The 23474-nt window shown below is 71.4% G+C and carries 19 protein-coding genes and 1 tRNA gene; 7 read left to right on the forward strand and 13 right to left on the reverse strand.

Translation table 11 applies throughout. The features are described from left to right. Window positions 1-2544 precede the first annotated feature (2544 nt). The 9 genes from ptsN to QSJ97_RS20470 form a co-directional block, all read right to left on the reverse strand. Window positions 2545-3009 carry a PTS IIA-like nitrogen regulatory protein PtsN gene (ptsN, locus tag QSJ97_RS20430; protein WP_285674059.1) on the reverse strand — a complete coding sequence of 155 codons (465 nt, stop codon included), beginning with the start codon at window positions 3007-3009 and terminating at the stop codon, window positions 2545-2547. Window positions 3010-3047: 38 nt separating this feature from the next. Further along, on the reverse strand, window positions 3048-3674 hold the full coding sequence (gene hpf / locus QSJ97_RS20435) for a ribosome hibernation-promoting factor, HPF/YfiA family (protein ID WP_285674060.1): 627 nt from the start codon (window positions 3672-3674) through the stop codon (window positions 3048-3050). Window positions 3675-3807: 133 nt separating this feature from the next. Then, window positions 3808-5343: an RNA polymerase factor sigma-54 gene (rpoN, locus tag QSJ97_RS20440; protein ID WP_285674061.1), complete on the reverse strand. Its 1536-nt coding sequence runs from the start codon at window positions 5341-5343 to the stop codon at window positions 3808-3810. An 87-nt stretch (window positions 5344-5430) separates the two neighbouring features. Then, window positions 5431-6177: an LPS export ABC transporter ATP-binding protein gene (lptB, locus tag QSJ97_RS20445; protein ID WP_285674063.1), complete on the reverse strand. Its 747-nt coding sequence runs from the start codon at window positions 6175-6177 to the stop codon at window positions 5431-5433. A gap of 8 nt (window positions 6178-6185) precedes the next feature. Next, window positions 6186-6752 carry an LptA/OstA family protein gene (locus tag QSJ97_RS20450; protein WP_285674065.1) on the reverse strand — a complete coding sequence of 189 codons (567 nt, stop codon included), beginning with the start codon at window positions 6750-6752 and terminating at the stop codon, window positions 6186-6188. After that, complete coding sequence (gene lptC, locus QSJ97_RS20455) at window positions 6749-7465, reverse strand: LPS export ABC transporter periplasmic protein LptC (protein WP_285674067.1); 717 nt, start codon at window positions 7463-7465, stop codon at window positions 6749-6751. The genes QSJ97_RS20450 and lptC overlap by 4 nt, the downstream gene beginning before the upstream one ends. After that, the gene (locus QSJ97_RS20460; protein ID WP_434220946.1) at window positions 7462-8457 is read right to left on the reverse strand and encodes a KpsF/GutQ family sugar-phosphate isomerase; all 996 of its coding nucleotides are present in this window, start codon (window positions 8455-8457) and stop codon (window positions 7462-7464) included. The genes lptC and QSJ97_RS20460 overlap by 4 nt, the downstream gene beginning before the upstream one ends. Before the next feature lie 127 nt (window positions 8458-8584). After that, the gene (locus tag QSJ97_RS20465) at window positions 8585-9196 is read right to left on the reverse strand and encodes a ribonuclease D (protein ID WP_285674070.1); all 612 of its coding nucleotides are present in this window, start codon (window positions 9194-9196) and stop codon (window positions 8585-8587) included. A 47-nt stretch (window positions 9197-9243) separates the two neighbouring features. Further along, window positions 9244-9330, reverse strand: a tRNA-Leu gene (locus QSJ97_RS20470). A gap of 349 nt (window positions 9331-9679) precedes the next feature. Between QSJ97_RS20470 and QSJ97_RS20475 the strand changes: the two genes are divergently transcribed. Next, window positions 9680-10645 carry a complex I NDUFA9 subunit family protein gene (locus QSJ97_RS20475; RefSeq protein ID WP_285674072.1) on the forward strand — a complete coding sequence of 322 codons (966 nt, stop codon included), beginning with the start codon at window positions 9680-9682 and terminating at the stop codon, window positions 10643-10645. 36 nt (window positions 10646-10681) lie between these two features. On the opposite strand, the gene QSJ97_RS20480 is transcribed toward QSJ97_RS20475, so the two are convergent. Beyond that, entirely contained in the window at window positions 10682-10936 is a 255-nt protein-coding gene (locus tag QSJ97_RS20480; RefSeq protein ID WP_285674074.1) for a GlsB/YeaQ/YmgE family stress response membrane protein, read from the reverse strand. Window positions 10937-11000: 64 nt separating this feature from the next. Then, the gene (locus QSJ97_RS20485) at window positions 11001-11807 is read right to left on the reverse strand and encodes an undecaprenyl-diphosphate phosphatase (protein WP_285674075.1); all 807 of its coding nucleotides are present in this window, start codon (window positions 11805-11807) and stop codon (window positions 11001-11003) included. A 396-nt stretch (window positions 11808-12203) separates the two neighbouring features. Here QSJ97_RS20485 and QSJ97_RS20490 point away from each other — a divergent pair, with 396 nt between their 5' ends. Genes QSJ97_RS20490 through gltB form a run of 4 tightly spaced genes read left to right on the forward strand, consistent with a single transcriptional unit; the run spans window position 12204 to window position 19030 of the window. Next, entirely contained in the window at window positions 12204-13640 is a 1437-nt protein-coding gene (locus QSJ97_RS20490; RefSeq protein ID WP_285674076.1) for an NAD(P)-dependent oxidoreductase, read from the forward strand. 4 nt (window positions 13641-13644) lie between these two features. Next, window positions 13645-14061: a GFA family protein gene (locus QSJ97_RS20495; protein ID WP_285674077.1), complete on the forward strand. Its 417-nt coding sequence runs from the start codon at window positions 13645-13647 to the stop codon at window positions 14059-14061. Beyond that, complete coding sequence (locus QSJ97_RS20500; protein ID WP_285674078.1) at window positions 14058-14498, forward strand: GFA family protein; 441 nt, start codon at window positions 14058-14060, stop codon at window positions 14496-14498. The genes QSJ97_RS20495 and QSJ97_RS20500 overlap by 4 nt, the downstream gene beginning before the upstream one ends. Then, entirely contained in the window at window positions 14495-19030 is a 4536-nt protein-coding gene (gltB, locus tag QSJ97_RS20505; protein ID WP_285674079.1) for a glutamate synthase large subunit, read from the forward strand. The genes QSJ97_RS20500 and gltB overlap by 4 nt, the downstream gene beginning before the upstream one ends. A gap of 130 nt (window positions 19031-19160) precedes the next feature. On the opposite strand, the gene QSJ97_RS20510 is transcribed toward gltB, so the two are convergent. Beyond that, window positions 19161-19853 (reverse strand): hypothetical protein, encoded by a 693-nt coding sequence (locus tag QSJ97_RS20510; RefSeq protein ID WP_285674080.1) that lies wholly within the window; start codon window positions 19851-19853, stop codon window positions 19161-19163. Between the two features lie 130 nt (window positions 19854-19983). Further along, complete coding sequence (locus tag QSJ97_RS20515; RefSeq protein ID WP_285674081.1) at window positions 19984-20634, reverse strand: alpha-ketoglutarate-dependent dioxygenase AlkB family protein; 651 nt, start codon at window positions 20632-20634, stop codon at window positions 19984-19986. Between the two features lie 49 nt (window positions 20635-20683). Between QSJ97_RS20515 and QSJ97_RS20520 the strand changes: the two genes are divergently transcribed. Further along, a complete protein-coding gene (locus tag QSJ97_RS20520; RefSeq protein WP_285674082.1) occupies window positions 20684-21313 on the forward strand; it encodes a hypothetical protein in 630 nt (209 codons plus the stop codon). 210 nt (window positions 21314-21523) lie between these two features. Continuing rightward, the gene (gene dnaK / locus QSJ97_RS20525) at window positions 21524-23464 is read left to right on the forward strand and encodes a molecular chaperone DnaK (RefSeq protein ID WP_285674083.1); all 1941 of its coding nucleotides are present in this window, start codon (window positions 21524-21526) and stop codon (window positions 23462-23464) included. Window positions 23465-23474 lie beyond the last annotated feature (10 nt).

Genomic DNA, 23474 nt, shown 5'->3' on the forward strand with positions numbered 1-23474 from the left:
GGCCCCGCCGCGGGCCACCGACACCGGCCCCGCCGCGGGCCACTGGCACCGGCCCTGCCGCGCGGTCCCGCCGCGAGGTGCTGACATGGCGCCCGGACACGCGGCGCCCCAACGAGGCGCTGCCGCCGGGCGCTCATGCAGGGCGCCCACACGGGACCCTGCCGCGGGCAACGGCCATGAGACCCTGCCGCCGGCCGCGCTCATGCGGGGCGCCCATATGGGGCCACTACCGCAGGCCGACGGGGTGCGCCGCCGCGGGGCGCCGGCGCGGGAAAGGCCATGAGGCCCCGCCGCGGCGCGCTCACATGGGTCACTGCCGCAGGCCGATGCCGTGATGCGCCGACGCGGGGAACAGCCACGAGGCCATGCCGCGGTGCGCTGAAACGGGGAACAGCCATCAGACCCCGCCGCGAGGCGCTCACATAGGGCACTGCCGCAGGCCGATGCCGCGGGGCACCGCCGCGGGCAACGGCCATGAGACCCTGCCGCCGGGCGCCCACATGGGCCACTGCCACAGGCCGATGACGAGGGTGCGCAGCCGCAGGGCGCCGGCGTGGGAAACAACCATGAGGCCCCGCCGCGAGGCGCCCACATGGGACCCTTCCCGCAGGCCGGTGACGGGGCGCGCATCCGCGGGGCGCTGGCGTGGGGAACAGCCATGAGGCCCCGCCGCGAGGCGCCCACATTGGGCCACTGCCGCAGGCCGACGACGCAGCGCACAGCCGCGGGATGCTGATGCAGCGTAGATTTGCGGGTGACCCGGCGCACAGCCTCGGGGCATGGCCATGCGGCTGTGCCGCCGTGCGCTGGCGTGCGGCACTGGTGTGGGGTCCGTTGGCGGCGCCCGGCGCGTTGCCTGGAGTGGGTTCACGGCGGCGGCGGCGATCGGCGGTGGTCGGCCCCCCAAGCCGACTGCCGCTGACGATGCGGTTCCGCACGATTCCCCTCGCAGTGGGCCGCTCTGGCGACGCTCTGCGCAGGGCCGGAAGCTCTGTGGGGACTGGGCCTGCCGGCCCCGAATGCGTTCCCGCCCCCACCTTTCGGCCAGGCACAGGTGCTGCCGGGCACGGATCCGCATCGGGCGGAGAATGCCCGCGCCGGGCGCCGGCGGCGGAACGCGGCGCGGCGCGTGATGCGATCCGGCGGATGATCCGAAAGCGGAAGCCCCTGCGTGATCGTCCGCGTCCCCTGCCGTCCGTGACGGCCGACAGGCAGGATCGGCGCAGCGTGCGATGCGATCCGGCGCAGGACCCGAACGCAATGGCCCCTGCGTGATCGCCCCGTCCCCCGCCGTCCGTGACGGCCGGCAGGGAGGATCGGCGCGGCGGTTGGGGGAGGCGCTCCCGGCGCAGCGTCAGGCGGCGCGGGCCGGGCGTGTCGGGGGCGGACGCGATCTCCGGCTCACCTTTTGGCCCGGCACAGGTGGCGCCGGACGAGGGGGAGTTCCGGGCGGAGAATGCCCGTGCCCGCGCCGGGCGTCGGGCACCGGGCGCCGGGCGCTGGCGGCGGAAGGCGGCGCGGCGCGCGATGGGATCCGGCGGATGATCCGAAAGCGGAAGCCCCTGTGTAATCGCAGCCGTCCCCTGCCGTTCGTGACGGCCGGCAGGGAGGGGCGGCGCGGCGGTTGGGGGGAGGCGCTCCCGGCGCAGCGTCAGGCGGCGCGGGCCGGGAGCGCCGGCGCCAGATGCGATCTCCGGCCCACCTGCCTGCCTGGCACAGGTACCGCCGGGTGCGGATGCGCTGCGGGCGGAGAATGCCCGTGCCCGCGCGGGCGCCGGCGGCGGAAGGCGGCGTGGCGTGCGATGGGATCCGGCGGATGAGCCGATAGCGGAAGCCCCTGCGTGATCGCCCCGTCCCCTGCCGTCCGTGACGGCCGGCAGGGAGGATCGGCGCGGCGGTTGGGGGGAGGCGCTCCCGGCGAAGCGTCGAGCGGCGCTGGCACAGTCTTCCGAATTCGGTGCGCTGGCGCCTGAGCACGCCGACCTGGACGCGAACTCCGGGCCACCTGCCGGCTCGCAAAGTCTCCGCCGGGCGCGGAGGCGCTTCGGGCGGAGGAGGCCCGCGCCGGGCGTTGGGCACCGGCGGCGGAACGCGGTGCGGCGTGCGATGCGATCCGGGGGATGATCCGAAAGCGGAAACCCCTGCGTGATTGCGGCCGCCCCTTCCGGTCCGTGACGGCCGGCAGGGAGGGGCGGCGCGGCGGTTGGGGGGAGGCGCTGCCGGCGAAGCGTCGGGCGGCGCGGGCACAGTCTTCCGAATTCGGTGCGCTGGCGCCCGAGCACGCCGACCCGGACGCGATCTCCGGGCCACCTGCCGGCTTGCAAAGTCGCCGCCGGGCGCGGAGGCGCTGCGAAGGCGCTCCGGGCGGAGAATGCCTGCGCCCGCGCCGGGGGCTGGCGGCGGAACGCGGTGCGGCGTGTGGTGCGGGCCGGGGGATGATCCGAAAGCGGGAGCCCCTGCGTGACTACAGCCGTCTCCTGCCGTCCGTGGCGGGCGGCAGGGTGGGGCGGCGCGGCGGGTGAGGGGGAGACGCCTGGCGCGGCGTCAGGCGGCGCGGGAGGCCATGGGCTCGGTGATCAGCGCATAGAGCGCCTCGCCCTTGGCGGTCTCGCGCAGCTTCTCGCAGACCTCGCCGGAGCGCAGCAGGCGCGAGACCCGGGCCAGCGCCCGGAGATGGTCGGCGCCCGATTCCTCGGGCGCCAGAAGGACGAAGACCAGGTCGACGCCGCGGCCGTCCATGGCGTCGAAATCCACCGGCCGGTCGAGCCGCGCGAACAGCCCGACGATATGGTCGAGCCCGGCGATGCGGGCATGCGGGATCGCCACCCCGTCGCCCATGGCGGTGGAGCCGAGCTGCTCGCGCGCGGTCAGCCCGGCGATCACGTCGCGCGGCTTCAGCTTGTAGGCATCGGCCGCACGATTGGCGATTTCCTGGAACAGCTGCTTCTTGCTGCTCACCTTGAGGCTCGGGAGGATCGCGCTCTTGGCGACGAGATCGGCGAGTTCCATGATGACCGTCCTGTTCGGGACCGGCGGAGCCGGTCTCTTCAGTTGTCCGCGACGATGGCCGGGTCTACCCAACCGATATTGCCGTCGTCACGCTGGAAAACGATGTTCAGTCGTCCATTGGCGTCGTTCTTGAACATCAGGAACGGCGCATGCGCAAGCTCCATCTGCAGCACCGCCTCGCCCACGCTGAGGGTCTGGATGTCGGTCTTCATCTCGGCGACGATCACCGGCTGCAGGCCGTTCTCGGCGCCGTTCGCGCCCTCGGCCTCGGCGCCGTGATCGCCGGCCCCGGTCTCCTCCGCCTCGTCCTCGTGGCGGGCGAGCACATAGGCCTGGGCCTCGATCGCCTCGATCGGGTTCTCGCGGCGCTGGTGATGATCCTTCAGCCGGCGCTTGTGCCGGCGGAGCTGCTTCTCGATGCGTTCCGCGGACGCCTCGAAGGCGGCATAGATCTCGCCGTGGCTGCCCTGCGCCTTGGCGGTCAGGCCGGTCGGCAGATGCACCGACGAATCGCATTTGTAGCCGTGGCCGTCCCGCGAGAACACGACCGCGGCGTCAACCGGGCGGTCGAAATACTTGAAGGCGGCCTCGTTCAGCCGATCCTCGACATGGGTCCGCAGCGCGTCTCCGATATCGATGTGCTTTCCAGAGATCTTGGTGTGCATTCACCCTCCTGTGCGATGTCTCGGGCGTGGCTCGCCCGGTCGCGGACGCGGGCCTGTCTGGCGGAGGGACCCGCCATATGGCGCGCGCGGTAGCCCGTCAAGCTAGCAGATCAACTGTGGCGAGGGAAAGGCACTAGGCCCCGGCCTCCTGGCCCACGCCCTTCAGCGCAAGTTGCTGGCGCCGCGCGACCGACGAGGGAATCCCCATGGCGTTGCGGTATTTTGCCACCGTGCGCCGGGCGATCTCGATGCCCTCGCCCTGCAGGATCTCGACGATGCGATCGTCCGACAGCACGGTTCCGGCGGTTTCCGCGGCGACCAGCGCGCGCAGCCGGGTGCGGATCGACTCGGCCGAATGCGCGTCGCCCTCGCCGCCGCCGCCGACCGCGTTGGTGAAGAAGAACTTCAGCTCGACGATGCCGCGCTCGGTCGCCATGTACTTGTTCGAGGTGACGCGGCTGACGGTCGATTCGTGCATCTTGATGGCGTCCGCCACCATCTTCAGGCTGAGCGGCTTCAGCCCGGCCGGGCCCTTCTCGAAGAAGCCCTCCTGGTGGCGCACGATCTCCTGCGCCACCTTGAGGATGGTGCGGGCGCGCTGGTCGAGGCTCTTGACCAGCCAGTTGGCGTTCTCGCGGCAGGCGGTGAGGAACTCGCGGGTCTGCGCGCCGCCGCGGGCCAGCTCGGCGGCATAGCGCCGGTCGATCAGCACCCGCGGCAGGGCCTCGGCGTTGAGCTCGACGCTCCAGCCGCCCCAGCCGGTGGGGCGCACGAAGACGTCGGGAATCACCGTCTCCGGCTCGGCCTCGCCGAAGCCGCGGCCGGGGCGCGGGTCGAGCCGGCGGATGTCGGCCAGCATGTCGGCAAGGTCCTCGGCATCGACCGCGCAGAGCTTGCAGAGCTTCTCCACCTGGCCGCGGGCCAGCAGGTCGAGATGCCCGAGCAGGCGCTGCATGGCGGGGTCGAGCCGGTCGCGCTCGGCGAGCTGCAGCGCCAGGCATTCGCCGAGATCGCGGGCGCCGACACCGGCCGGCTCGCAGCGCTGCACGAGCGCCAGCGCCGCCTCCAGCGCCGCCGGCCCGGTGCCGAGCCGCTCGGCGAGCTGCGCCAGGTCGGTGCGCAGGTAGCCGGCCTCGTCGAGCTCCTCGACCAGCAGCCGGGCCAGCGCCAAGACCGGCGCCTCGGCGCGCATCAGGCCGAGCTGGGCCAGCAGGTGCTCGCGCAGCGTGTCGGGCCGGGTCAGCCGGGCCTCGAAACCGTCGGCCCCCTCGGCCTCCGCCGCCTGGCGGGTCAGCCGCTGCGCGCCCTCGCCGGGCAGCGGCGCCGGATCGCCGCCGCTGGCATCGCGGTCGAACAGGTTCTCGCTGCCGGTGTCGAAGGTCTCCTCGGCCAGCGCGTGATCGCCCTCGGCGGTGACGCGGCTGTCGGCCGGCGCCTCCGCCGCGCCATCGAGCGGCGCGCCGGTCTCGGGCGCCGGGTCGGCCGGGGCATCGGCCGGGCCGCCCTCCGGCCCCTCGGCAACCAGAAGCGGATTGCGCTCGATCTCCTCCGTCACGAAGGCGCCGAGCTCGAAGCTCGACATCTGCAGCAGCTTGATCGCCTGCTGCAGCTGGGGTGTCATCACAAGCTGCTGGCTCTGCCGCAGCTCGAGGCGCAGTCCCGCTCCCATGGCTTCCCCGTTCTCACGGGCCGACGCATGCCGCGCCGCACCCGCTCCCAGTTCCCGTCAGGGCCTCACACTGCCCGTCCGAGATTACTAAATCCGAAAGCCTTCGCCGAGATAGACGCGCCGGACATTGGCGTCCTGCACGACCTGATCGGGCGTCCCGCTCATCAGGACATTACCATCATGCAAGATGTATGCCCGGTCAATGATTTCCAGCGTTTCGCGAACATTGTGATCGGTGATCAGCAGCCCGATGTCGCGCTCCTTGAGGTGGCCGACGAGGTCGCGGATGTCGCCGACGGCGATCGGGTCGATGCCGGCGAAGGGCTCGTCCAGCAGCACGTAGGAGGGGTTGGTGGCGAGGCAGCGGGCGATCTCCACCCGGCGCCGCTCGCCGCCCGAGAGCGAGGAGGCCGGCGCCCGGCGCAGATGCGTGATCGAGAACTCGCCGAGCAGCTCGTCGACCCGGCGGGCGCGGGCGCGCCGGTCCGGCTCGTCGATCTCCAGCACCGCCTTCAGGTTGTCCTCCACGGTCAGCCCGCGGAAGATCGAGGCCTCCTGCGGCAGATAGCCGAGGCCGAGCCGGGCGCGGCGATACATCGGCAGGCTGCTCGCCTCGATGCCGTCGATATGGATCGAGCCGGTGTCGCAGGGCACCAGGCCGACGATCATGTAGAAGCAGGTGGTCTTGCCGGCGCCGTTGGGGCCGAGCAGCCCGACCGCCTCGCCGCGGGTCAGCGTCAGCGAGACGTTGCGCACCACCGGGCGGCGCTTGTAGGCCTTGCCGAGCCCGGTGACCACGAGCCCCGGCTGCACCGGGCGCAGCGAATGCAGCATCGAGCGCCTCAATTGGAGCCCTGGTCCTTGCCGGAGGCGGGCACCAGGCGCATCCGGATGCGCCCCTCGCCGCCGGCATCGCCGCCGCTCGCCGCGGTGCGCTGGCCGAGCATCTTGGCGACCCCGGTGTTGAGGTCGATGCGCAGGGTCTCGCCGGCGATCACGTTGGCGCCCTGGGTCAGGATCACGTCGCCGCGCAGGAACATCAGCCCCTGGGCGACGTCGTATTCGGCGAACTTGCCCTCGGCGGTCTCGGCGCCGTTGGAGAGGAACACGTCGCCCTCGGCCTTCATGTTGCGGATCGCCCCGGTCTCGCTGTCCTGCGAGTCGGGGTCGAACAGCACGGTGACCCGGTTGGCGTTGAGCCGCAGCGTGCCCTGGCCGGCCACCACCGAGCCGGTGAAGATCGCGATCGATTCCGCCTCGCGCACCTCGAGGCTGTCGGAGGTGACCTCGATCGGCTCGGAATTGTCGTGCTTGAAGCCGCCGAAGGGCTTTGCCTCCTGCGCCGGCGCGGGGCCTGCGGCAAGGAGGGCGAGCAGGACCGCGGCGGTAACACTGGCTCTCGAGATCACGGACTTCCCTCCTCGGTCGAACTCGCACCCGCATCGGCCGCATCGGCGGCCGGCGTGTTCGGAATGAATACCACGCGCACCCGGTCTTGAAAGACGATTCTGGCCGCCCCCCGGGCGCCGCCCCCGGTGGGCTCGGAGGTGATCTGCATGGTGCCGGCCTCGATCGAGCCGCGCGGGCCCTCGCCCTGCACCGGCCCGGGGGCCTCCGCCTCGCGGGTGCCGAGCAGCACCTTCAGCCGTTCGGTCTCGAACCGGTAGCCGTCGGAGGTCTCCAGCGTCACCCCGTTCTCGAGCCACATCCGCCCCTCGCCGCGCTCCAGCAGCCCGGTGGCCGCGCGCCCGGTCAGCAGCCGCCCGTCGGCCAGGGTCACCTCGCCGCGCGGGCGCTCCAGCGAGATCCGGTCCGGCATCGCGCTCTCGGGCTCGGCCCAGAGCGCCTGCAGGATGAAGGGCTCGCCCGATTCCGTGCGCCCCGCGATGCGCGGGTTCTCCAGCCGCAGCCCGGCCGAGAGCGCCGCGATCTCTTCCGGCGAGAGCAGCGACTGCGCCTGGTCGAGCCGGCGGCCTGCGAGGAATATGGTGCCGATCAGCGCCAGCGCCACCACCGGCAGCACGATCTTCATCCAGCGCACCCGGCGCGAGTAGCGCGACACCGCCGCGCGCTGGGCGTTCCCGGTCCGCCGGACCGGGGCCGGATCGTCGCGCAGGCTCATGCGGCCCCGCCGCCGCCGCGCCCGCCGCCGGGCGGCGCGCCGCCCTCGGTCCCGGCATCGACGCCGGCGCGCAGGCAGTCATGCACATGCACGAGGCCGACCGGGCGCGCCGGCACCGCGGCGCCGGGCGAGAGCACGAAGAGGCAGAGCGTCGGCCGCGCGCCGTTCATCAGCGCCAGCGCCTCGGAGGCCAGCGCATCGGCGCCGATCACGCGCGGGTTGCGGGTCGCCACCTCGCCGGCGCGGCGCTCCAGCAGCCCCTCCATGTTGCGGCGCAGGTCGCCATCGGTGATCACCCCGGTGAGCCGGCCCTGGGCATCGGTGACGCCGGTGATGCCGAAGCTCTTGGCGGTCATCTCCACCAGCGCCTCGCGCATCGAGGTCTCCTCGGCCACCAGCGGCAGCTCGGCGCCGCGATGCATGAGATCGGCCACCTTGAGCAGCCGCGCCCCGAGCGAGCCGCCGGGATGCAGCAGGGCGTAATGCTCGCGGGTGAACACCCGGCGCTCCATCAGCGCCACCGCCAGCGCGTCGCCGATGGCGATCGACATGGTGGTCGAGGTGGTCGGCGCCAGCCCGTTCGGGCAGGCCTCCGGCGCCTTCGGCAGCACCAGCGCCACGTCGGCGGCGCTCAGCAGGGTCGAGCCCGGCCGCCCGGCGATGCCGATCAGCGGGATCGAGAAGCGCCGGGTATGCGCGATGATGTCGGCCAGCTCGCGGGTCTCGCCGGAGTTAGACAGCACCAGCGCCACGTCGTCGCGGGTGATCATGCCGAGATCGCCGTGGCTCGCCTCGGCCGGATGCACGAACTGCGCCGGGGTGCCGGTGGAGGCCAGCGTCGCCGCGATCTTGCGCGCCACATGGCCCGACTTGCCCATGCCGGAGACGATCACCCGCCCGCGCGCGGCGAACATCAGCGCCACCGCCTCGGCAAAGCTGGCATCCAGCCCCTCGGCATAGGCGGCGAGCGCATCGGCCTCGAGTCGCAGCACCCGGCGGCCGGCGGCCAGCGCCTCGGCCGCGGCGCGCGGATCGGCGGCCGGCGACGCGGCGGCCTCGCCGCCGGAGACGGGGGCGGAATCGGGGGGGAGATTCTCTGCGGGGCACATCGCGCCGCCCTCAGTGTTCGAAGATGTCGTGCTCCGGCCAGCCGGCGAGGTCGAGCATCGCCCGGTCGGGCAGGAAACGGAAGCAGGCGGCGGCCAGCTCGGTGCGGCCCTCGCGGGCGAGGCGGCCATCGAGCACCTCGCGCAGCCGGTGCAGGTAGAGCACGTCCGAGGCGGCATAGTCGAGCTGCGCCTGGGACAGCAGCGGCGCGCCCCAGTCCGAGCTCTGCTGCTGCTTGGAGATGTCGACGCCGATCAGCTCCTGGCAGAGATTGCGCAGGCCGTGGCGGTCGGTGAAGGTGCGGGTCAGCTTCGAGGCGATCTTGGTGCAGTAGACCGGGCGGGCCACCGCGCCGAGCGCATTGGCGAGCACCGCGATGTCGAAGCGACCGAAATGGAAGAGCTTGAGGATGCCCGGATCGGCGATCAGGCGGGCGAGATTCGGTGCGTCGCGCTGGCCGTTGCCGATCTGCACGAGATGCGCCGTGCCGTCGCCGGCCGAGAGCTGGACGAGACAGAGCCGGTCGCGATGGGGGATCAGCCCCATCGTCTCGGTGTCGATCGCGACGATTGTGCCGAGATCCAGTCCGTCCGGCAGATCGCCTTCGTGGAGCGTGACCGTCATCATTATTCCTCGTGCAGCGACCTGACTTGAGGACCGCCGCAGCGGAATGGTGCCCAGGAGAAGACTCGAACTTCCACGCCCATACGGGCACTAGCACCTGAAGCTAGCGCGTCTACCAATTCCGCCACCTGGGCACGGATGCTTGGTACGCCTTGCGGCGTGGGGCGTCATCTAAGCCCCCGCCGAGGACCTGTCAACGGGGGCAGTGACCTGTTATTTCCGTCCGCGGCCGGGCGGCGCGCCAGCCGCCGCCGCCGGACCGCGCCGGCGCGCCCCTCCGGCGGTCTCGACTGGCATTTTCGGCGCGCGGATGGATACTGATTTGACCAATACGTCACTTGGTCAAATCAAGTGACCAGCAATTCTCGTGCCGGACAAGTGATTTACCTCACGGTTGCGATGATTTGCGCTTGCCCGCATCCGGCTGCACCCTTAGTCAGGTGACGAGGGAAGGAACAAGGAGACGCAAGGATGGTGATGGCGATGACGGACGCACCGATCGTGACCGTGATCGGCGGCTCGGGCTTCGTCGGGCGCTACATCGTCCAGGCGATGGCGCGCGAGGGCTGGCGGGTCCGCGTGGGCTGCCGCCGCCCGCACGAGGCGCATTTCGTCCGGCCCTACGGCGTTGTCGGCCAGGTCGAGCCGATCCAGTGCAACATCCGCGACGATGCCTCGATCGCGCGAATCGTCGCCGGCGCGCAGGTGGTGATCAACTGCGTCGGCGTGCTCTTCGAATCGGGCAAGAACAGCTTCGCGGCCACCCAGGCCGAGGGCGCCGCCCGCGTCGCGCGGCTGGCCGCCGCGGCCGGCGCGACCCGCATCGTGCAGATCTCCGCGATCGGCGCCGACCCGGAGAGCCCCTCCGAATACGCCCGCAGCAAGGCCGCCGGCGAGGCCGCGGTGCGCGAGGCGATGGCGAATGCCACGATCCTCCGCCCCTCGATCATCTTCGGCACCGAGGACCAGTTCTTCAACCGTTTCGCCAAGATGGCGCGGCTGATGCCGGTGCTGCCGATCGTCGGCGGCGCGACGCGCTTCCAGCCGGTCTGGGTGCAGGATGTCGCCGAGGCGACGATGCGCGTGGCCACCGGCGGCGCGCAGCCCGGCGTCTACGAGCTCGGCGGGCCCAACATCTACACCTTCCGCGCGCTGATCGACATGATGCTCCACGCGATCCGGCGCCGCCGGCTGGTGATCGACATGCCGTTCTGGATGGCCCGGCTGCAGGGCAGCATGCTGGGCATGCTGCCGGACCCGCCGCTGACCCGCGACCAGGTGCTGCTGCTCGAGCGCGACAACGTGGTGGCCGAGGGCGCCCGCGGCTTTGCCGAGCTCGGCATCGAGCCGGAGGCGCCGGAAGGCATCATCGACAGCTATCTCTACGCCTACCGGCCCTATGGCCAGTATGCCTCGCTGACCGAGAGCCGCCGCGCGCAGGACCAGTGAGGGCAGGGGGCGCACCCCCCGCGGCCGGTCAGAAGGTCAGAAGATGAACCGGCCGACCAGGACCAGCACGATGGCGCCGGCCACCGAGAGCACGATGTTGGTGACGATCGGGTGGCCGAGGTTCACCTTGATCCCCGCCGCCGGCACCGCCCATCCGGCGAGCGCCGAGCCGAGCACGCCCCAGATGATGTAGGCGATCAGGTTGCCGCCGCCGACGATGAAGCTCGCCAGCCAGCCCACCACCAGCCCGAAGACCAGAACCGTCACGATCCGCTGCGTCTGCGCGTCCATCGAAATTCCCCAATCCGGTTGCAGGGGCGGACCATAGCAGCCATCGGCGCTCAGGCATAGGCGCTCAGGCATAGGCGAGGGCGAGCAGCCCCAGCCCCAGCGCGAGCCGGTAGAGCGCGAAGGGCGCCATGGTCCAGCTGCCGCGGAACATCCGCATCATCACCGCCAGCGCCGCCCAGGCGGCGAGCCCCGCCAGCGCCGCGCCGATGGCGAAATCCGCGCCGAGCCGCAGGTTGCCGCCGGCCACCAGGCCCGCGGTTTCCACCGTGCCGGCGGCGAGGATCGTCGGCACCGCCATCAGCAGCGCCAGCCGCGCCGCCTCGTCGCGGCGATAGCCGAGGGCGCGGGCCATGGTCATGCAGGCGCCGGAGCGCGAGGTGCCGGGGATCAGCGCCAGCGCCTGCGCCAGCCCCATCAGCCCGGCATCGCGCCAGGTCCATGCCGCGCCGTCGCGGGTCTCGCGGCCGAGCCGGTCGGCGAGCCAGAGCAGGATGCCGCCGGTCAGCGTCGTCCAGCCGATCACCTCGATGCTGCGCAGCGCCTCCATGGCGCCGGCGAGCTTCAGCGCCAGCCCGGCGACCACCGCCGGCACCGTGGCGAGGGCCAGCAGCCAGGCGAGCCGGGCCTCGGCGGTGGCGGGGCGCCCGCCGAGGATATGCCCGGCGCCGACGGCGACCCGGCCGACATCGCCGCGGAAATAGGCGCAGACCGCGACCAGCGTGCCGAGATGCACCGCGACATCCATCGTCACGCCCTGGTCGGCGCGGCTGGTCAGCAGCGGCCACAGCGCCAGGTGCCCCGAGGAGGAGACCGGCAGGAACTCGGTGATCCCCTGGATCAGCGCGAGCATGACGAGGTCGAAGGCGGACATCAGGGGAACCTCTTGGCTGGATTGCGCCTTTGGCCTACTCTGAGGGCACCGTCCAGGGAAAGCGGGAATATGCGCGCGGGGTGCCGGCGGCGATTGGGTCCGGATCGGACCTTGTTTCCGGGTGATTCGTGCGCACCGTGGGCAAATCCTCGATTTGATCGTTGAAATACGGCAGCAATGCTGACGTAAAATCGCACGCCCATTCCGCATATCGGCTGCGCATTCCGCCGCACCCCTCGGAAATTCCATATCTTGCCGGAAATGGGTCAGTCTTTTTGCCTTTATTTGCCGCGCGCCCTGCGGTAAGCAGCGAGGGAAGCGCCGGATGCGGGCAAGCCGCCTCCGGGCGTCATGGTGCGGAATCAAGGCCCCATTGCGGCCCCCGGGGGAGACGTCATGGCCCAGAAGATGCTGAAATTCGTCTCGCAGTCGCGCGAGATGCCCGAAAAACGTGCGGCGCAGGAGCGCGCCCATGATTTCGGCGAGATCTATCGCGAGTTTGCCGCGGCCAAGGCGGCCGAGCAGGCCAGCCGCTGCAGCCAGTGCGGCGTGCCGTTCTGCCAGACCCACTGCCCGCTGCACAACAACATCCCGGACTGGCTGAAGCTGACCGCCGAGGGCCGGCTGAAGGAGGCCTACGAGGTCTCGCAGGCGACCAACACCTTCCCGGAGATCTGCGGCCGGATCTGCCCGCAGGACCGGCTCTGCGAGGGCTCCTGCGTGATCGAGCAGTCGGGCCACGGCACGGTGACCATCGGCGCGGTGGAGAAATACATCACCGACACCGCCTGGGAGGAGGGCTGGGTCGCGCCGATCGCGCCGCGCGCCGAGCGCCCCGAATCGGTCGGCATCATCGGCGCCGGTCCGGCCGGGCTGGCGGCGGCGGACCGGCTGCGGCGCATGGGCTTCCAGGTGACGATCTACGACCGCTACGACCGCTCCGGCGGGCTGCTGATCTACGGCATTCCCGGCTTCAAGCTGGAGAAGCACGTGGTCGAGCGGCGCAACCGCCAGCTCGAGGCGGCCGGCATCAGCTTCCGCATGAACTGCGATGTCGGCCGCGACATCAGCTTCGAGGCGATCCGCGCGGCGCATGACGCGGTGCTGATCGGCACCGGCGTCTACAAGGCGCGCGAGCTGAAGGCGCCGGGCTCGGGGCTCGGCGGGATCGTGCCGGCGCTCGACTACCTGACCGCCTCCAACCGGGTCGGCTTCGGCGACGATGTGCCCGCCTTCGCCGACGGCACGCTGAATGCCGAGGGCAAGCGCGTGGTGGTGATCGGCGGCGGCGACACCGCGATGGACTGCGTGCGCACCGCGATCCGCCAGGGCGCGAAATCGGTGAAGTGCCTCTATCGGCGCGACCGGGCGAACATGCCGGGCTCGCAGCGCGAGGTCGCCAATGCCGAGGAGGAGGGCGTCGAGTTCGTCTGGCTCTCGGCGCCCAAGGGCTTCCTCGGCGAGGACCGGGTGAGCGGCGTCAAGGCGGTGCGGATGGCGCTCGGCGCGGCCGATGTCACCGGCCGGCAGACGCCGGAGGAGGTCGCCGGCTCGGATTTCACCGAGCCCTGCGAGCTGGCCATCGAGGCGCTCGGCTTCGAGCCCGAGGATCTCGTGCGGCTCTGGGGCGTGCAGGGGCTCGAGGTCTCGCGCTGGGGCACGATCAAGGCGGATTTCCGCACCCACGAGACCTCGCTGGCCGGGGTCTATGCGGCGGGCGACATCGTCCGCGGCGCCTCGCTGGTGGTCTGGGCGATCCGCGACGGCTGCGAGGCGGCGGACGCGATCGCGGCGCAGCTCGGCGTGGCGCGGCCCGCCATCGCCGCGGAGTAGCGCCGTGGCCGGGCTCCGGGGGCGGTGCCTCTGCGGCGCGGTGCGCTTCGAGGGGCGGGGCGCGCCGGGCGGGGTGACCCCCTGCCATTGCGGGCAGTGCCGGCGCTGGTCCGGCGGCGGGCCGTTCATGCCGGTGCATTTCGCCGGCGGGGTGGCGCTGGCCGAGGGCGCGGCGCTGGCCTGGTACCGCAGCTCGGAGACGGGCGAGCGGGGCTTCTGCAGCCATTGCGGCAGCAGCCTGTTCTGGCGCCGTCCGGGCGACCCCGGCGACTGGGCGGTGAGCGCCGCGGCGCTGCCCGAGGGCACCGCGCACCGCATCGCCCGGCATGTCTGGGTGGACGACCGCCCGGGCTGGTACGACTTCACCGACGACGCGCCGCGCCTGACCGCGGCGGAGTGCCTGAGGGAGGATGGGACATGAGCCGGATGACGGGACGCTGTCTCTGCGGCGCGGTGCGCTTCGAGACCGGGGCGGTCGACGAGGTGGATGCCTGCCACTGCGCGATCTGCCGGCGCTGGGCCGCCGGGCCGTATTTCGCGGCGAAGGCCGAGGGCATCGCGTGGCAGGGCACCGCGCCGGCGGTCTACCGCTCCTCGGAGCATGCCGAGCGCGGCTTCTGCGCCGCCTGCGGCACCGCGCTGTTCTACCGCTTCGTCGAGACCGGCGAGACGCTGATCAACCCCTTCACGCTGGACGGGCTCGGCGAGCCGTCCTTCGGCATGGAGGTCTTCGTGGACGAGAAGCCGGAGTTCTACGCCTTCGCCGGGGACCGCCCGCGCAGGACCGGAGCCGAGCTGATCGCCGAATACATGGCCGCGCAGGGCGAGGGCCCGCGCGCCGAGGAGGAAAGCCAATGACCGAGCGCCAGGACCCCCGGGGTTTCCAGCCCGCCGCCTACGAGGCCGCCCGCGACCGTCTCGCCGCGGAGGGCATGTATCTGCCGGAGGAGGAGCACGCCTCCTGCGGCGTCGGCTTCGTCGCCTCGGTCGACGGCCGGCCGCGGCGCTCGGTGGTCGAGCACGGCATCGCGGCGCTGCAGGCGATCTGGCACCGCGGCGCGGTGGATGCCGACGGCAAGACCGGCGACGGCGCCGGCATCCATGTGCAGATTCCCACCGGCTTCTTCCACGACCAGATCCGCCGCACCGGCCACGAGCCGAACGAGGGCCGGCTGGCCGTCGGGCAGGTGTTCCTGCCGCGCACCGATTTTGCGGCGCAGGAGACGGCGCGGACCATCGTCGAGACCGAGGTGCTGCGCCTCGGCTACGGCATCTATGGCTGGCGCCAGGTGCCGGTGAACATCCGCGTGCTCGGGCACAAGGCCAACGCGACGCGCCCCGAGATCGAGCAGATCCTGATCGCCAACACCAAGGGCGTGCCGGAGGACACCTTCGAGCGCGAGCTCTACGTGATCCGCCGGCGCATCGAGAAGGCGGTGGCGCGGGCGCAGATCCAGGGCTGCTACATCTGCTCGCTGTCCTGCCGCTCGGTGATCTACAAGGGCATGATGCTGGCCGAGCAGGTGGCCGAGTTCTATCCCGACCTGAAGGACCAGCGCTTCGTCTCGGCCTTCGCGATCTATCACCAGCGCTATTCCACCAACACCTTCCCGCAATGGTGGCTGGCGCAGCCCTTCCGGATGCTCGCGCACAACGGCGAGATCAACACGCTGAAGGGCAACCTCAACTGGATGAAGAGCCACGAGATCCGCATGGCGGCGGCGGAGTTCGGCGATCTCGCCGAGGACATCAAGCCGATCGTGCCCAACGGCTCCTCCGACTCGGCGGCGCTCGACGCGGTGTTCGAGGTGATGGTGCGCGCCGGGCGCAACGCGCCGATGGCCAAGACCATGCTGGTGCCCGAGAGCTGGTCGAATGATGCGCACATGCCGGATGCCTGGCGGGCGATGTATGCCTATTCCAACGCGGTGATGGAGCCCTGGGACGGGCCGGCGGCGCTGGCGATGACCGACGGGCGCTGGGTCTGCGCCGGCACCGACCGCAACGGGCTGCGGCCGCTGCGCTATGTCGTCACCGGCGACGGGCTGGTGATCGCCGGCTCCGAGATCGGCATGGTGCCGGTGGACGAGGCCGGGGTGCGCGAGAAGGGCCGGCTCGGCCCGGGCCAGCTCCTGGCGATCGACCTCGCCGAGGGCCGGCTGCTGCGCGATGCCGAGATCAAGGACGAGCTGGCGGCGGCGCGGCCCTATGCCGAATGGGCAGGCCTCGTCACCGACATGACCGACAGCCTCGAGGGCCAGCCGGAGCGCCAGCCCTTCGAGCCGGGCGACCTGCGCCGGCGCCAGATCGCGGCCGGCTACAGCATGGAGGAGCTCGAGGCGATCCTCGCGCCGATGGGCGAGGAGGCCAAGGAGGCGATCGGCTCGATGGGCGACGACACGCCCGCGGCGGTGCTCTCCGACCGCTACCGCCCGCTCAGCCACTTCTTCCGGCAGAACTTCTCGCAGGTGACCAACCCGCCGATCGACAGCCTGCGCGAGCACCGGGTGATGTCGCTGAAGACCCGCTTCGGCAACCTGAAGAACGTGCTCGACGAGGACAGCTCGCAGACCGAGATCCTGACGCTGGAGAGCCCGGTGGTCTCCACCGGCCAGTTCGAGGTGCTGCGCCGGGCCTTCGGCGACGAGCACCGGGTGATCGACTGCACGCTGGCCGCCGACAGCGCGCCGGGGGCGCTGCGCGCCGCGCTCGACCGCATCCGCTCGGAGGCGGAGGAGGCGGTGCGCGCCGGCGCCGGCCACCTGATCCTCACCGACGAGGGGGTCGGCGAGGACCGCATCCCGCTGCCGATGATCCTCGCCACCTCGGCGGTCCAGTCCTGGCTGACGCGGCAGGGGCTGCGCACCTTCTGCTCGCTCAACGTGCGCTCGGCGGAATGCATCGACCCGCATTACTTCGCGGTGCTGATCGGCGTCGGCGCGACCACGGTCAACGCCTATCTCGCCGAGGCCAGCCTGATCGACCGGGTCGAGCGCGGCCTGATGGACGGACCGGCCGAGGCGGCGATCGCCAATTTCCGCTCGGCGGTGGACTGGGGCCTCCGGAAGATCATGTCGAAGATGGGGATCTCGGTGATCTCCTCCTATCGCGGCGGCTGCAACTTCGAGGCGGTGGGGCTCTCGCGCGCGCTCTGCGTCGAGTATTTCCCCGGCATGCCCTCGCGGATCTCCGGCATCGGCATGTCGGGCATCGAGGCGAAGCTGCGGGCGATCCATGCGCAGGCCTTCCAGGGCCCCGGCGTGCTGCCGATCGGCGGGCTCTACAAGGCGCGCCGGCGCGGCGAGGTGCATGCCTGGGAAGCCCAGCTGATGCACATGATGCAGGCGGCGGTGACGCAGAACTCGGCCGAGATCTGGCGGAAGTATTCCGAAGGCATGGCCAAGCGCCCGCCGATCCATCTGCGCGACCTGCTGGCCTTCAAGCCGATGGGCGAGGCGATCCCGCTCGAGGAGGTCGAGAGCATCACCTCGATCCGCAAGCGCTTCGTGACGCCGGGGATGTCGCTCGGCGCGCTCTCTCCGGAGGCGCACAAGGCGCTCAACGTCGCGATGAACCGGATCGGCGCGAAATCCGACAGCGGCGAGGGCGGCGAGGACCCCAAGCACTTCTTCCCCGAGCCGAACGGCGACAACCCCTCGGCCAAGATCAAGCAGGTGGCATCCGGCCGCTTCGGCGTGACGGCGGAATATCTCAACCAGTGCCAGGAGCTCGAGATCAAGGTGGCCCAGGGCGCCAAGCCCGGCGAGGGCGGCCAGCTTCCGGGCTTCAAGGTGACCGAGATGATCGCCAAGCTGCGGCACTCGACGCCGGGGGTGACGCTGATCTCGCCGCCGCCGCACCACGACATCTACTCGATCGAGGACCTGGCGCAGCTGATCTATGACCTGAAGCAGATCAACCCGGTCGCCAAGGTCTGCGTGAAGCTGGTCTCCTCCACCGGGGTCGGCACCATCGCCGCGGGCGTCGCCAAGGCGAAGGCCGACGTGATCCTGATCTCGGGCCACAACGGCGGCACCGGCGCCAGCCCGCAGACCTCGATCAAGTATGCCGGCCTGCCCTGGGAGATGGGGCTCTCCGAGGCGCATCAGGTGCTCTCGCTCAACGACCTGCGCGAGCGGGTGACGCTGCGCACCGATGGCGGCCTGCGCACCGGGCGCGACATCGTGATCGCGGCGATGATGGGCGCCGAGGAATACGGCATCGGCACCGCGGCGCTGATCGCCATGGGCTGCATCATGGTGCGGCAGTGCCAGTCCAACACCTGCCCGGTCGGCGTCTGCACCCAGGACCCGGCGCTGCGCGAGCGCTTCACCGGCACCGCCGACAAGGTGGTCAACCTGTTCACGCTGATGGCGCAGGAGATCCGCGAGATCATGGCCTCGATCGGCGCGCGCACGATCGACGAGATCATCGGCCGGGTCGACCTGCTGACCCAGGTCTCCCGCGGCGCGGCACATCTCGACGATCTCGACCTCAACCCGATGCTGGTGCGCGTCGACGAGGGCCGCGAGATCGCCTATCGCCGGACCCGCGAGCGCACCCCGGTGCCGGACACGCTGGACGCGCAGATCGTCCAGGACGCCGAGCCGTTCTTCAAGGACGGCGAGAAGATGCGGCTCGACTACACGGTGCAGAACACCCAGCGCACCGTGGGCACGCGGGTCTCGTCGCACATCGTGCGGCGCTTCGGCATGAACAACCAGCTGCGCGAGGGCCATCTCACCGTGCGCCTCGAGGGCTCGGCCGGGCAGTCGCTCGGCGCCTTCGCGGCGCCGGGGCTGAAGATCGAGGTGGTCGGCGATGCCAACGACTATGTCGGCAAGGGGCTCTCGGGCGGGGTGATCACGCTGCGCCCGCCGCTGGCCTCGCCGCTGAAGGCGGATGCCAACACGATCATCGGCAACACGGTGCTCTACGGCGCCACCGGCGGCAAGCTCTTCGCCGCCGGCCAGGCGGGCGAGCGCTTCTGCGTGCGCAACTCCGGCGCCACCGTGGTGGTCGAGGGCTGCGGCTCGAACGGCTGCGAGTACATGACCGGCGGCACCGCGGTGATCCTCGGCCCGGTCGGCGACAACTTCGGCGCCGGCATGACCGGGGGCATGGCCTTCGTCTATGACCCGGAGCAGGAGTTCGACCGGCGGATCAACCCCGAGACGATCCTGATGCAGCGGCTCGCCTCGGCGCACTGGACCGCGGCGCTGCACGCCCTGGTCTCGGAGCACGTGGCGCAGACCGGCAGCCGGCTCGGCGAGGAGATCCTGCGGCTCTGGGAGAGCGCCCGCGGCGATTTCTGGCAGATCTGCCCGCGCGAGATGGTGGAGCGGCTGAGCCATCCGCTCTCCGACAGCGCCGCCGCCGCCACCGCCTGAACCGGCCGGGGGCGGCCCGCCGCCCCCGGGCCAATCTCGGGCCTATCCCGGGCCAGCCACCCGCCAGCCCCGGCCAGCTTCGGCCGGGATCGGCTGCCGGGACTTACCGGCAAGGTTCCGGCCGGCCCGGCTACTGCGCCGGCAGCCGCGCGCCGTCGATCCGGGCGAGGCTGTAATCCGAGGTGTCGCCCGCCGCCACCGCCGCGGCGGTGAACTCGATGCGGGTCAGCGCCGCCCCGGGGAAGGGGTGCTTGAGATAGATCACCCCGGCCTCGGCGGAGACCAGCTGGGCCTGCTCGAGCGGGCCGCTGGCGGCGATGCTGCCGTCCTCGCGGCTCGAGACCGAGATGGTGCCGAGCGCGGTCTCGCCGGAATAGCCGCGGATGATCGCGCGCTCGGTCGCGTCGCCGGCGACGCTGCCCGGATGGAAGAGATGCGCCAGGATGACGCTGCCGATGCGCTGCGGCACCGCGAAGTCGATCCGGATGCCCTCGCCGCCGCGCTGCTCCGCGCCCTCGCCGACCGGGCCCTGCAGCTCCGCCTCGTTGAAGCCGTTGCCCGGATCATGCGCGATGCCGAGGCCGCGGACATTGCCCCGCGCGGCGTCGATCTGCTGCGCGAAGCTGGCGCCCTCGGGCATTGCGCTGAGCACCGCCGGGCCGATGCTGCAGCGCGCGGCGCCGAGGCAGGGGCCATAGGTTCGCGGATCGATCACGAAGGCCTGTGCCGGCAGGGCCGCGAGCGCTGCGGCGGCGACCAGCCCGGCGATCAGGGCCGCGGCCGGCATGGCGGCGCGCGGGGTGGCGGATGCCGGCGACTGCATGATGTTCTCCCTCAACCTACTCAACCCTTGCTCCCGCCTGCTGCCGGCGCGTTCGGCCGGTCCGTCCCGTAATGCGGGCGCGGTGGGGCGAGCATAGCCGAGCCGCGGCGGATGGCAAAGCGCCCTGCCGTCAGGCCCGCACCACCCGGAGCGTCAGGTTGAGCCGCCCGCCGCCGGGCAGCAGGTCGCCCTCGCCGAAGAGGATGCGGTCGACCCCGTGATAGGCGAGCCGCGAGGCGCCGCCCATGGCCAGCACGTCGCCCGAGCGCAGGATGGTGGAGCGGGTCGGCCCGCGCCGCTCGGTGCCGCCGATGCGGAACCGCGCCGGATCGCCGAGCGAGATCGAGACCACCGGCGCCGCGAAGGCCGCCTCGCCCTCGTCGGCATCGCGGTGCAGCCCCATGCGCGCGCCCTCGCCATACCAGTTGACCAGGCAGCAGTCCGGCGGCTCCGGCCAGCCAGAGACGGCGCGCCAGACCGCGAGCACCGGCTCCGGGATCGGCGGCCAGCGGCGCCCGGTCTCCGGGTGCCGGGGGCTGTAGGCATAGCGGCCGCGCTCGATCACCCAGCCGAGCCGGCCCGCCGCGGTCATCCGCACCGACATCGGCCTGCCCCAGGCGGTGACCGGGCGCAGCAGCGGCGCCTCGGCCGCCACGTCGCGCAGCGCATCGGCCATCGCCGCCTGCGCCGCGCGGTCGAGGAAGCCGCGCCGCAGGATCGCCCCGGGGGCCAGTTCTTCCTTGCCAGCGGGCGGATCGGGGATCAGTTTCGGGTCAGACATCTCGACGTTGCGTAAGGCGCGTGCGGTGCGCCAACAGGAGGTTCGGTCCATGCGGTTCGGTTTGTCCAGTCTCTTCGCCGCCGCGGCCCTGGCGGGGCTGGCGGCCTGCGCCAACCAGTACGATCTCGGCACCGCCGACACCGCGGTGCCGCGCACCAGCGGGCCAGTGGCGATCACGGTGATCGAGCGGCGCGACAGCGTGCTGGCGGGCCGCAAGCCGCCGAGCTTCGTCGGGCTGCAGTCGCTCGGGGTGGGCGAGCCGCTGGATGTCACCACCTCCTCGGGCCAGCCGCTCGCGGACGACATGGCCGAGCTGCTGGCGGCGGCGTTCTACCGGCAGCAGACCGAGACCTGGGTGGTGCGCAGCAGCTTCGGCGACACCGCCGCGGACGCCTTCCGGGCGTTCCTCGCCAGCCCCTCCGACCGGCTGCTGCTGATCGAGATCCGGGAATGGCAGACCGACACGCTGATCTCGGTCTCGGCGACCTGGGATCTGGTGGCGCGGGTCTATGACCGCGACGGCACCGTGCTGGCCGAGGAACGCGAGCGCGGTAGCCGCGAATGGGAGGAGACCGTGATCCTCGACGAGCAGAAGGGCCGGATCGCGGCGGACCATCTCTCGGCGCTGCTCGGCGCGCTGCTGGGGCGGCGCTCGATCGCCGCCGCGCTGGCGAGCTGAGCGGGCAGTTGGGCGCCATCCGCCAGGGCGGTTCCGGCCGGGTCCGGAGGCCGCCTGCGCGACTGTGCCGCGGGCCGCGCAATCGCTTGCAGCACGCGACGCCTCTCCCTATATGCCCGCAGGATATCCCCTCCAGGATGTGACGTGGGATTGCCGTCCGGGGGCCGCGACCGGACCCGGACGCATAAATCGCCAAGAGGAGCCTCACATATGTCGAAAGTCATCGGTATCGATCTCGGGACCACCAACAGCTGCGTCGCGATCATGGACGGCAGCACCGCCAAGGTGGTGGAGAACGCCGAGGGCGCGCGGACGACCCCCTCCATGGTCGCCTTCTCCGAGGACGGAGAGCGGCTGGTGGGCCAGCCCGCCAAGCGCCAGGCGGTCACCAACCCCGAGAACACGCTGTTCGCCGTCAAGCGCCTGATCGGCCGCCGCTACAAGGACCCGACCGTCGAGAAGGACAAGTCGATGGTCCCCTACCGGATCGTCGAGGGCAAGAACGGCGATGCCTGGGTCGAGGCCCGCGGCGAGAAGTACAGCCCCTCGCAGATCTCCGCCTATGTGCTGCAGAAGATGAAGGAGACCGCCGAGTCCTATCTCGGCGAGACCGTGGACAAGGCGGTGATCACCGTCCCGGCCTATTTCAACGACAGCCAGCGCCAGGCCACCAAGGATGCCGGCAAGATCGCCGGGCTCGAGGTGCTGCGCATCATCAACGAGCCGACCGCGGCCGCCCTCGCCTACGGGCTCGAGAAGGACAAGGCCAAGACCATCGCGGTCTATGACCTCGGCGGCGGCACCTTCGACATCTCGATCCTCGAGATCGACGACGGGCTCTTCGAGGTGAAATCCACCAATGGCGACACCTTCCTCGGCGGCGAGGATTTCGACCTTCGGCTGGTCGAGTATCTCGCGACCGAGTTCAAGAAGGAGTCGGGGATCGACCTGAAGAACGACAAGCTCGCGCTGCAGCGCCTCAAGGAGGCCGCGGAGAAGGCGAAGATCGAGCTGTCGTCGAGCCAGCAGACCGAGATCAACCTGCCCTACATCACCGCCGACGCCTCCGGGCCGAAGCACCTCGCCATGAAGCTGTCGCGCGCCAAGCTCGAGAGCCTGGTGGACGACCTGATCCAGCGCACCGTCGGCCCCTGCCGCAACGCGCTGAAGGATGCCGGCCTCTCCGCCGCGGATATCGACGAGGTGGTCCTGGTCGGCGGCATGACCCGCATGCCGAAGGTCATCGAGACGGTGAAGCAGTTCTTCGGCAAGGAGCCGCACAAGGGCGTCAACCCGGACGAGGTCGTGGCGATGGGCGCGGCGATCCAGGCCGGCGTGCTGCAGGGCGACGTCAAGGACGTGGTGCTGCTCGACGTGACCCCGCTCTCGCTCGGCATCGAGACGCTGGGCGGCGTGTTCACCCGGCTGATCGACCGCAACACCACGATCCCGACCAAGAAGGCCCAGGTCTTCTCCACCGCCGAGGACAACCAGTCCGCCGTGACCATCCGGGTCTTCCAGGGTGAGCGCGAGATGGCGGCCGACAACAAGATGCTCGGCCAGTTCAATCTCGAGGACATCCCGCCGGCGCCGCGCGGCATGCCGCAGATCGAGGTCGCCTTCGACATCGACGCCAACGGCATCGTCAACGTCTCGGCCAAGGACAAGGGCACCGGCAAGGAGCAGAAGATCACCATCCAGGCCTCCGGCGGCCTCTCGGACGACGACATCGAGCGCATGGTGAAGGAGGCCGAGGAGAACGCCGAGGCCGACAAGAAGCGCAAGGAGCTCGTCGAGGCGCGCAACCAGGCCGAGAGCCTGATCCACGCCACCGAGAAATCGGTGAAGGAGCACGGCGACAAGGTCGACGAGGCCACCCGCACCGCGATCTCGACCGCGATCACCGAGCTGCGCGAGGTCGTCGACGGCGAGGATGCCGAGGCGATCAAGGGCAAGAGCCAGGCGCTGGCCGAGGCCTCGATGAAGCTCGGCGAGGCGATCTACAAGGCGCAGTCCGAGGCCGGCGAGGGCGACGAGGCCCAGGCCGGCGAGGCCGAGCCCGAGGCGGCGGCGAAGTCCGGCGAGGACGATGTCGTCGATGCCGAGTTCGAGGAGCTGAAGGACGACGGCAAGAAGGCCTCCGGCAACTGACCGGGAGCGG

This window comes from Paralimibaculum aggregatum (assembly GCF_030270585.1).
GTDB lineage: Bacteria > Pseudomonadota > Alphaproteobacteria > Rhodobacterales > Rhodobacteraceae > Thermohalobaculum > Thermohalobaculum aggregatum.

Bases quoted from the DNA above. Each gene is read 5' to 3' on its own strand.
- ptsN (WP_285674059.1), bottom strand. From the start codon at position 3,009: ATGGAACTCGCCGATCTCGTCGCCAAGAGCGCGATCCTCCCGAGCCTC.
- hpf (WP_285674060.1), bottom strand. From the start codon at position 3,674: ATGCACACCAAGATCTCTGGAAAGCACATCGATATCGGAGACGCGCTG.
- rpoN (WP_285674061.1), bottom strand. From the start codon at position 5,343: ATGGGAGCGGGACTGCGCCTCGAGCTGCGGCAGAGCCAGCAGCTTGTG.
- lptB (WP_285674063.1), bottom strand. From the start codon at position 6,177: ATGCTGCATTCGCTGCGCCCGGTGCAGCCGGGGCTCGTGGTCACCGGG.
- lptC (WP_285674067.1), bottom strand. From the start codon at position 7,465: ATGAGCCTGCGCGACGATCCGGCCCCGGTCCGGCGGACCGGGAACGCC.
- QSJ97_RS20465 (WP_285674070.1), bottom strand. From the start codon at position 9,196: ATGACGGTCACGCTCCACGAAGGCGATCTGCCGGACGGACTGGATCTC.
- QSJ97_RS20475 (WP_285674072.1), top strand. From the start codon at position 9,680: ATGACGGACGCACCGATCGTGACCGTGATCGGCGGCTCGGGCTTCGTC.
- QSJ97_RS20480 (WP_285674074.1), bottom strand. From the start codon at position 10,936: ATGGACGCGCAGACGCAGCGGATCGTGACGGTTCTGGTCTTCGGGCTG.
- QSJ97_RS20485 (WP_285674075.1), bottom strand. From the start codon at position 11,807: ATGTCCGCCTTCGACCTCGTCATGCTCGCGCTGATCCAGGGGATCACC.
- QSJ97_RS20490 (WP_285674076.1), top strand. From the start codon at position 12,204: ATGGCCCAGAAGATGCTGAAATTCGTCTCGCAGTCGCGCGAGATGCCC.
- QSJ97_RS20500 (WP_285674078.1), top strand. From the start codon at position 14,058: ATGAGCCGGATGACGGGACGCTGTCTCTGCGGCGCGGTGCGCTTCGAG.
- gltB (WP_285674079.1), top strand. From the start codon at position 14,495: ATGACCGAGCGCCAGGACCCCCGGGGTTTCCAGCCCGCCGCCTACGAG.
- QSJ97_RS20510 (WP_285674080.1), bottom strand. From the start codon at position 19,853: ATGCAGTCGCCGGCATCCGCCACCCCGCGCGCCGCCATGCCGGCCGCG.
- QSJ97_RS20515 (WP_285674081.1), bottom strand. From the start codon at position 20,634: ATGTCTGACCCGAAACTGATCCCCGATCCGCCCGCTGGCAAGGAAGAA.
- QSJ97_RS20520 (WP_285674082.1), top strand. From the start codon at position 20,684: ATGCGGTTCGGTTTGTCCAGTCTCTTCGCCGCCGCGGCCCTGGCGGGG.
- dnaK (WP_285674083.1), top strand. From the start codon at position 21,524: ATGTCGAAAGTCATCGGTATCGATCTCGGGACCACCAACAGCTGCGTC.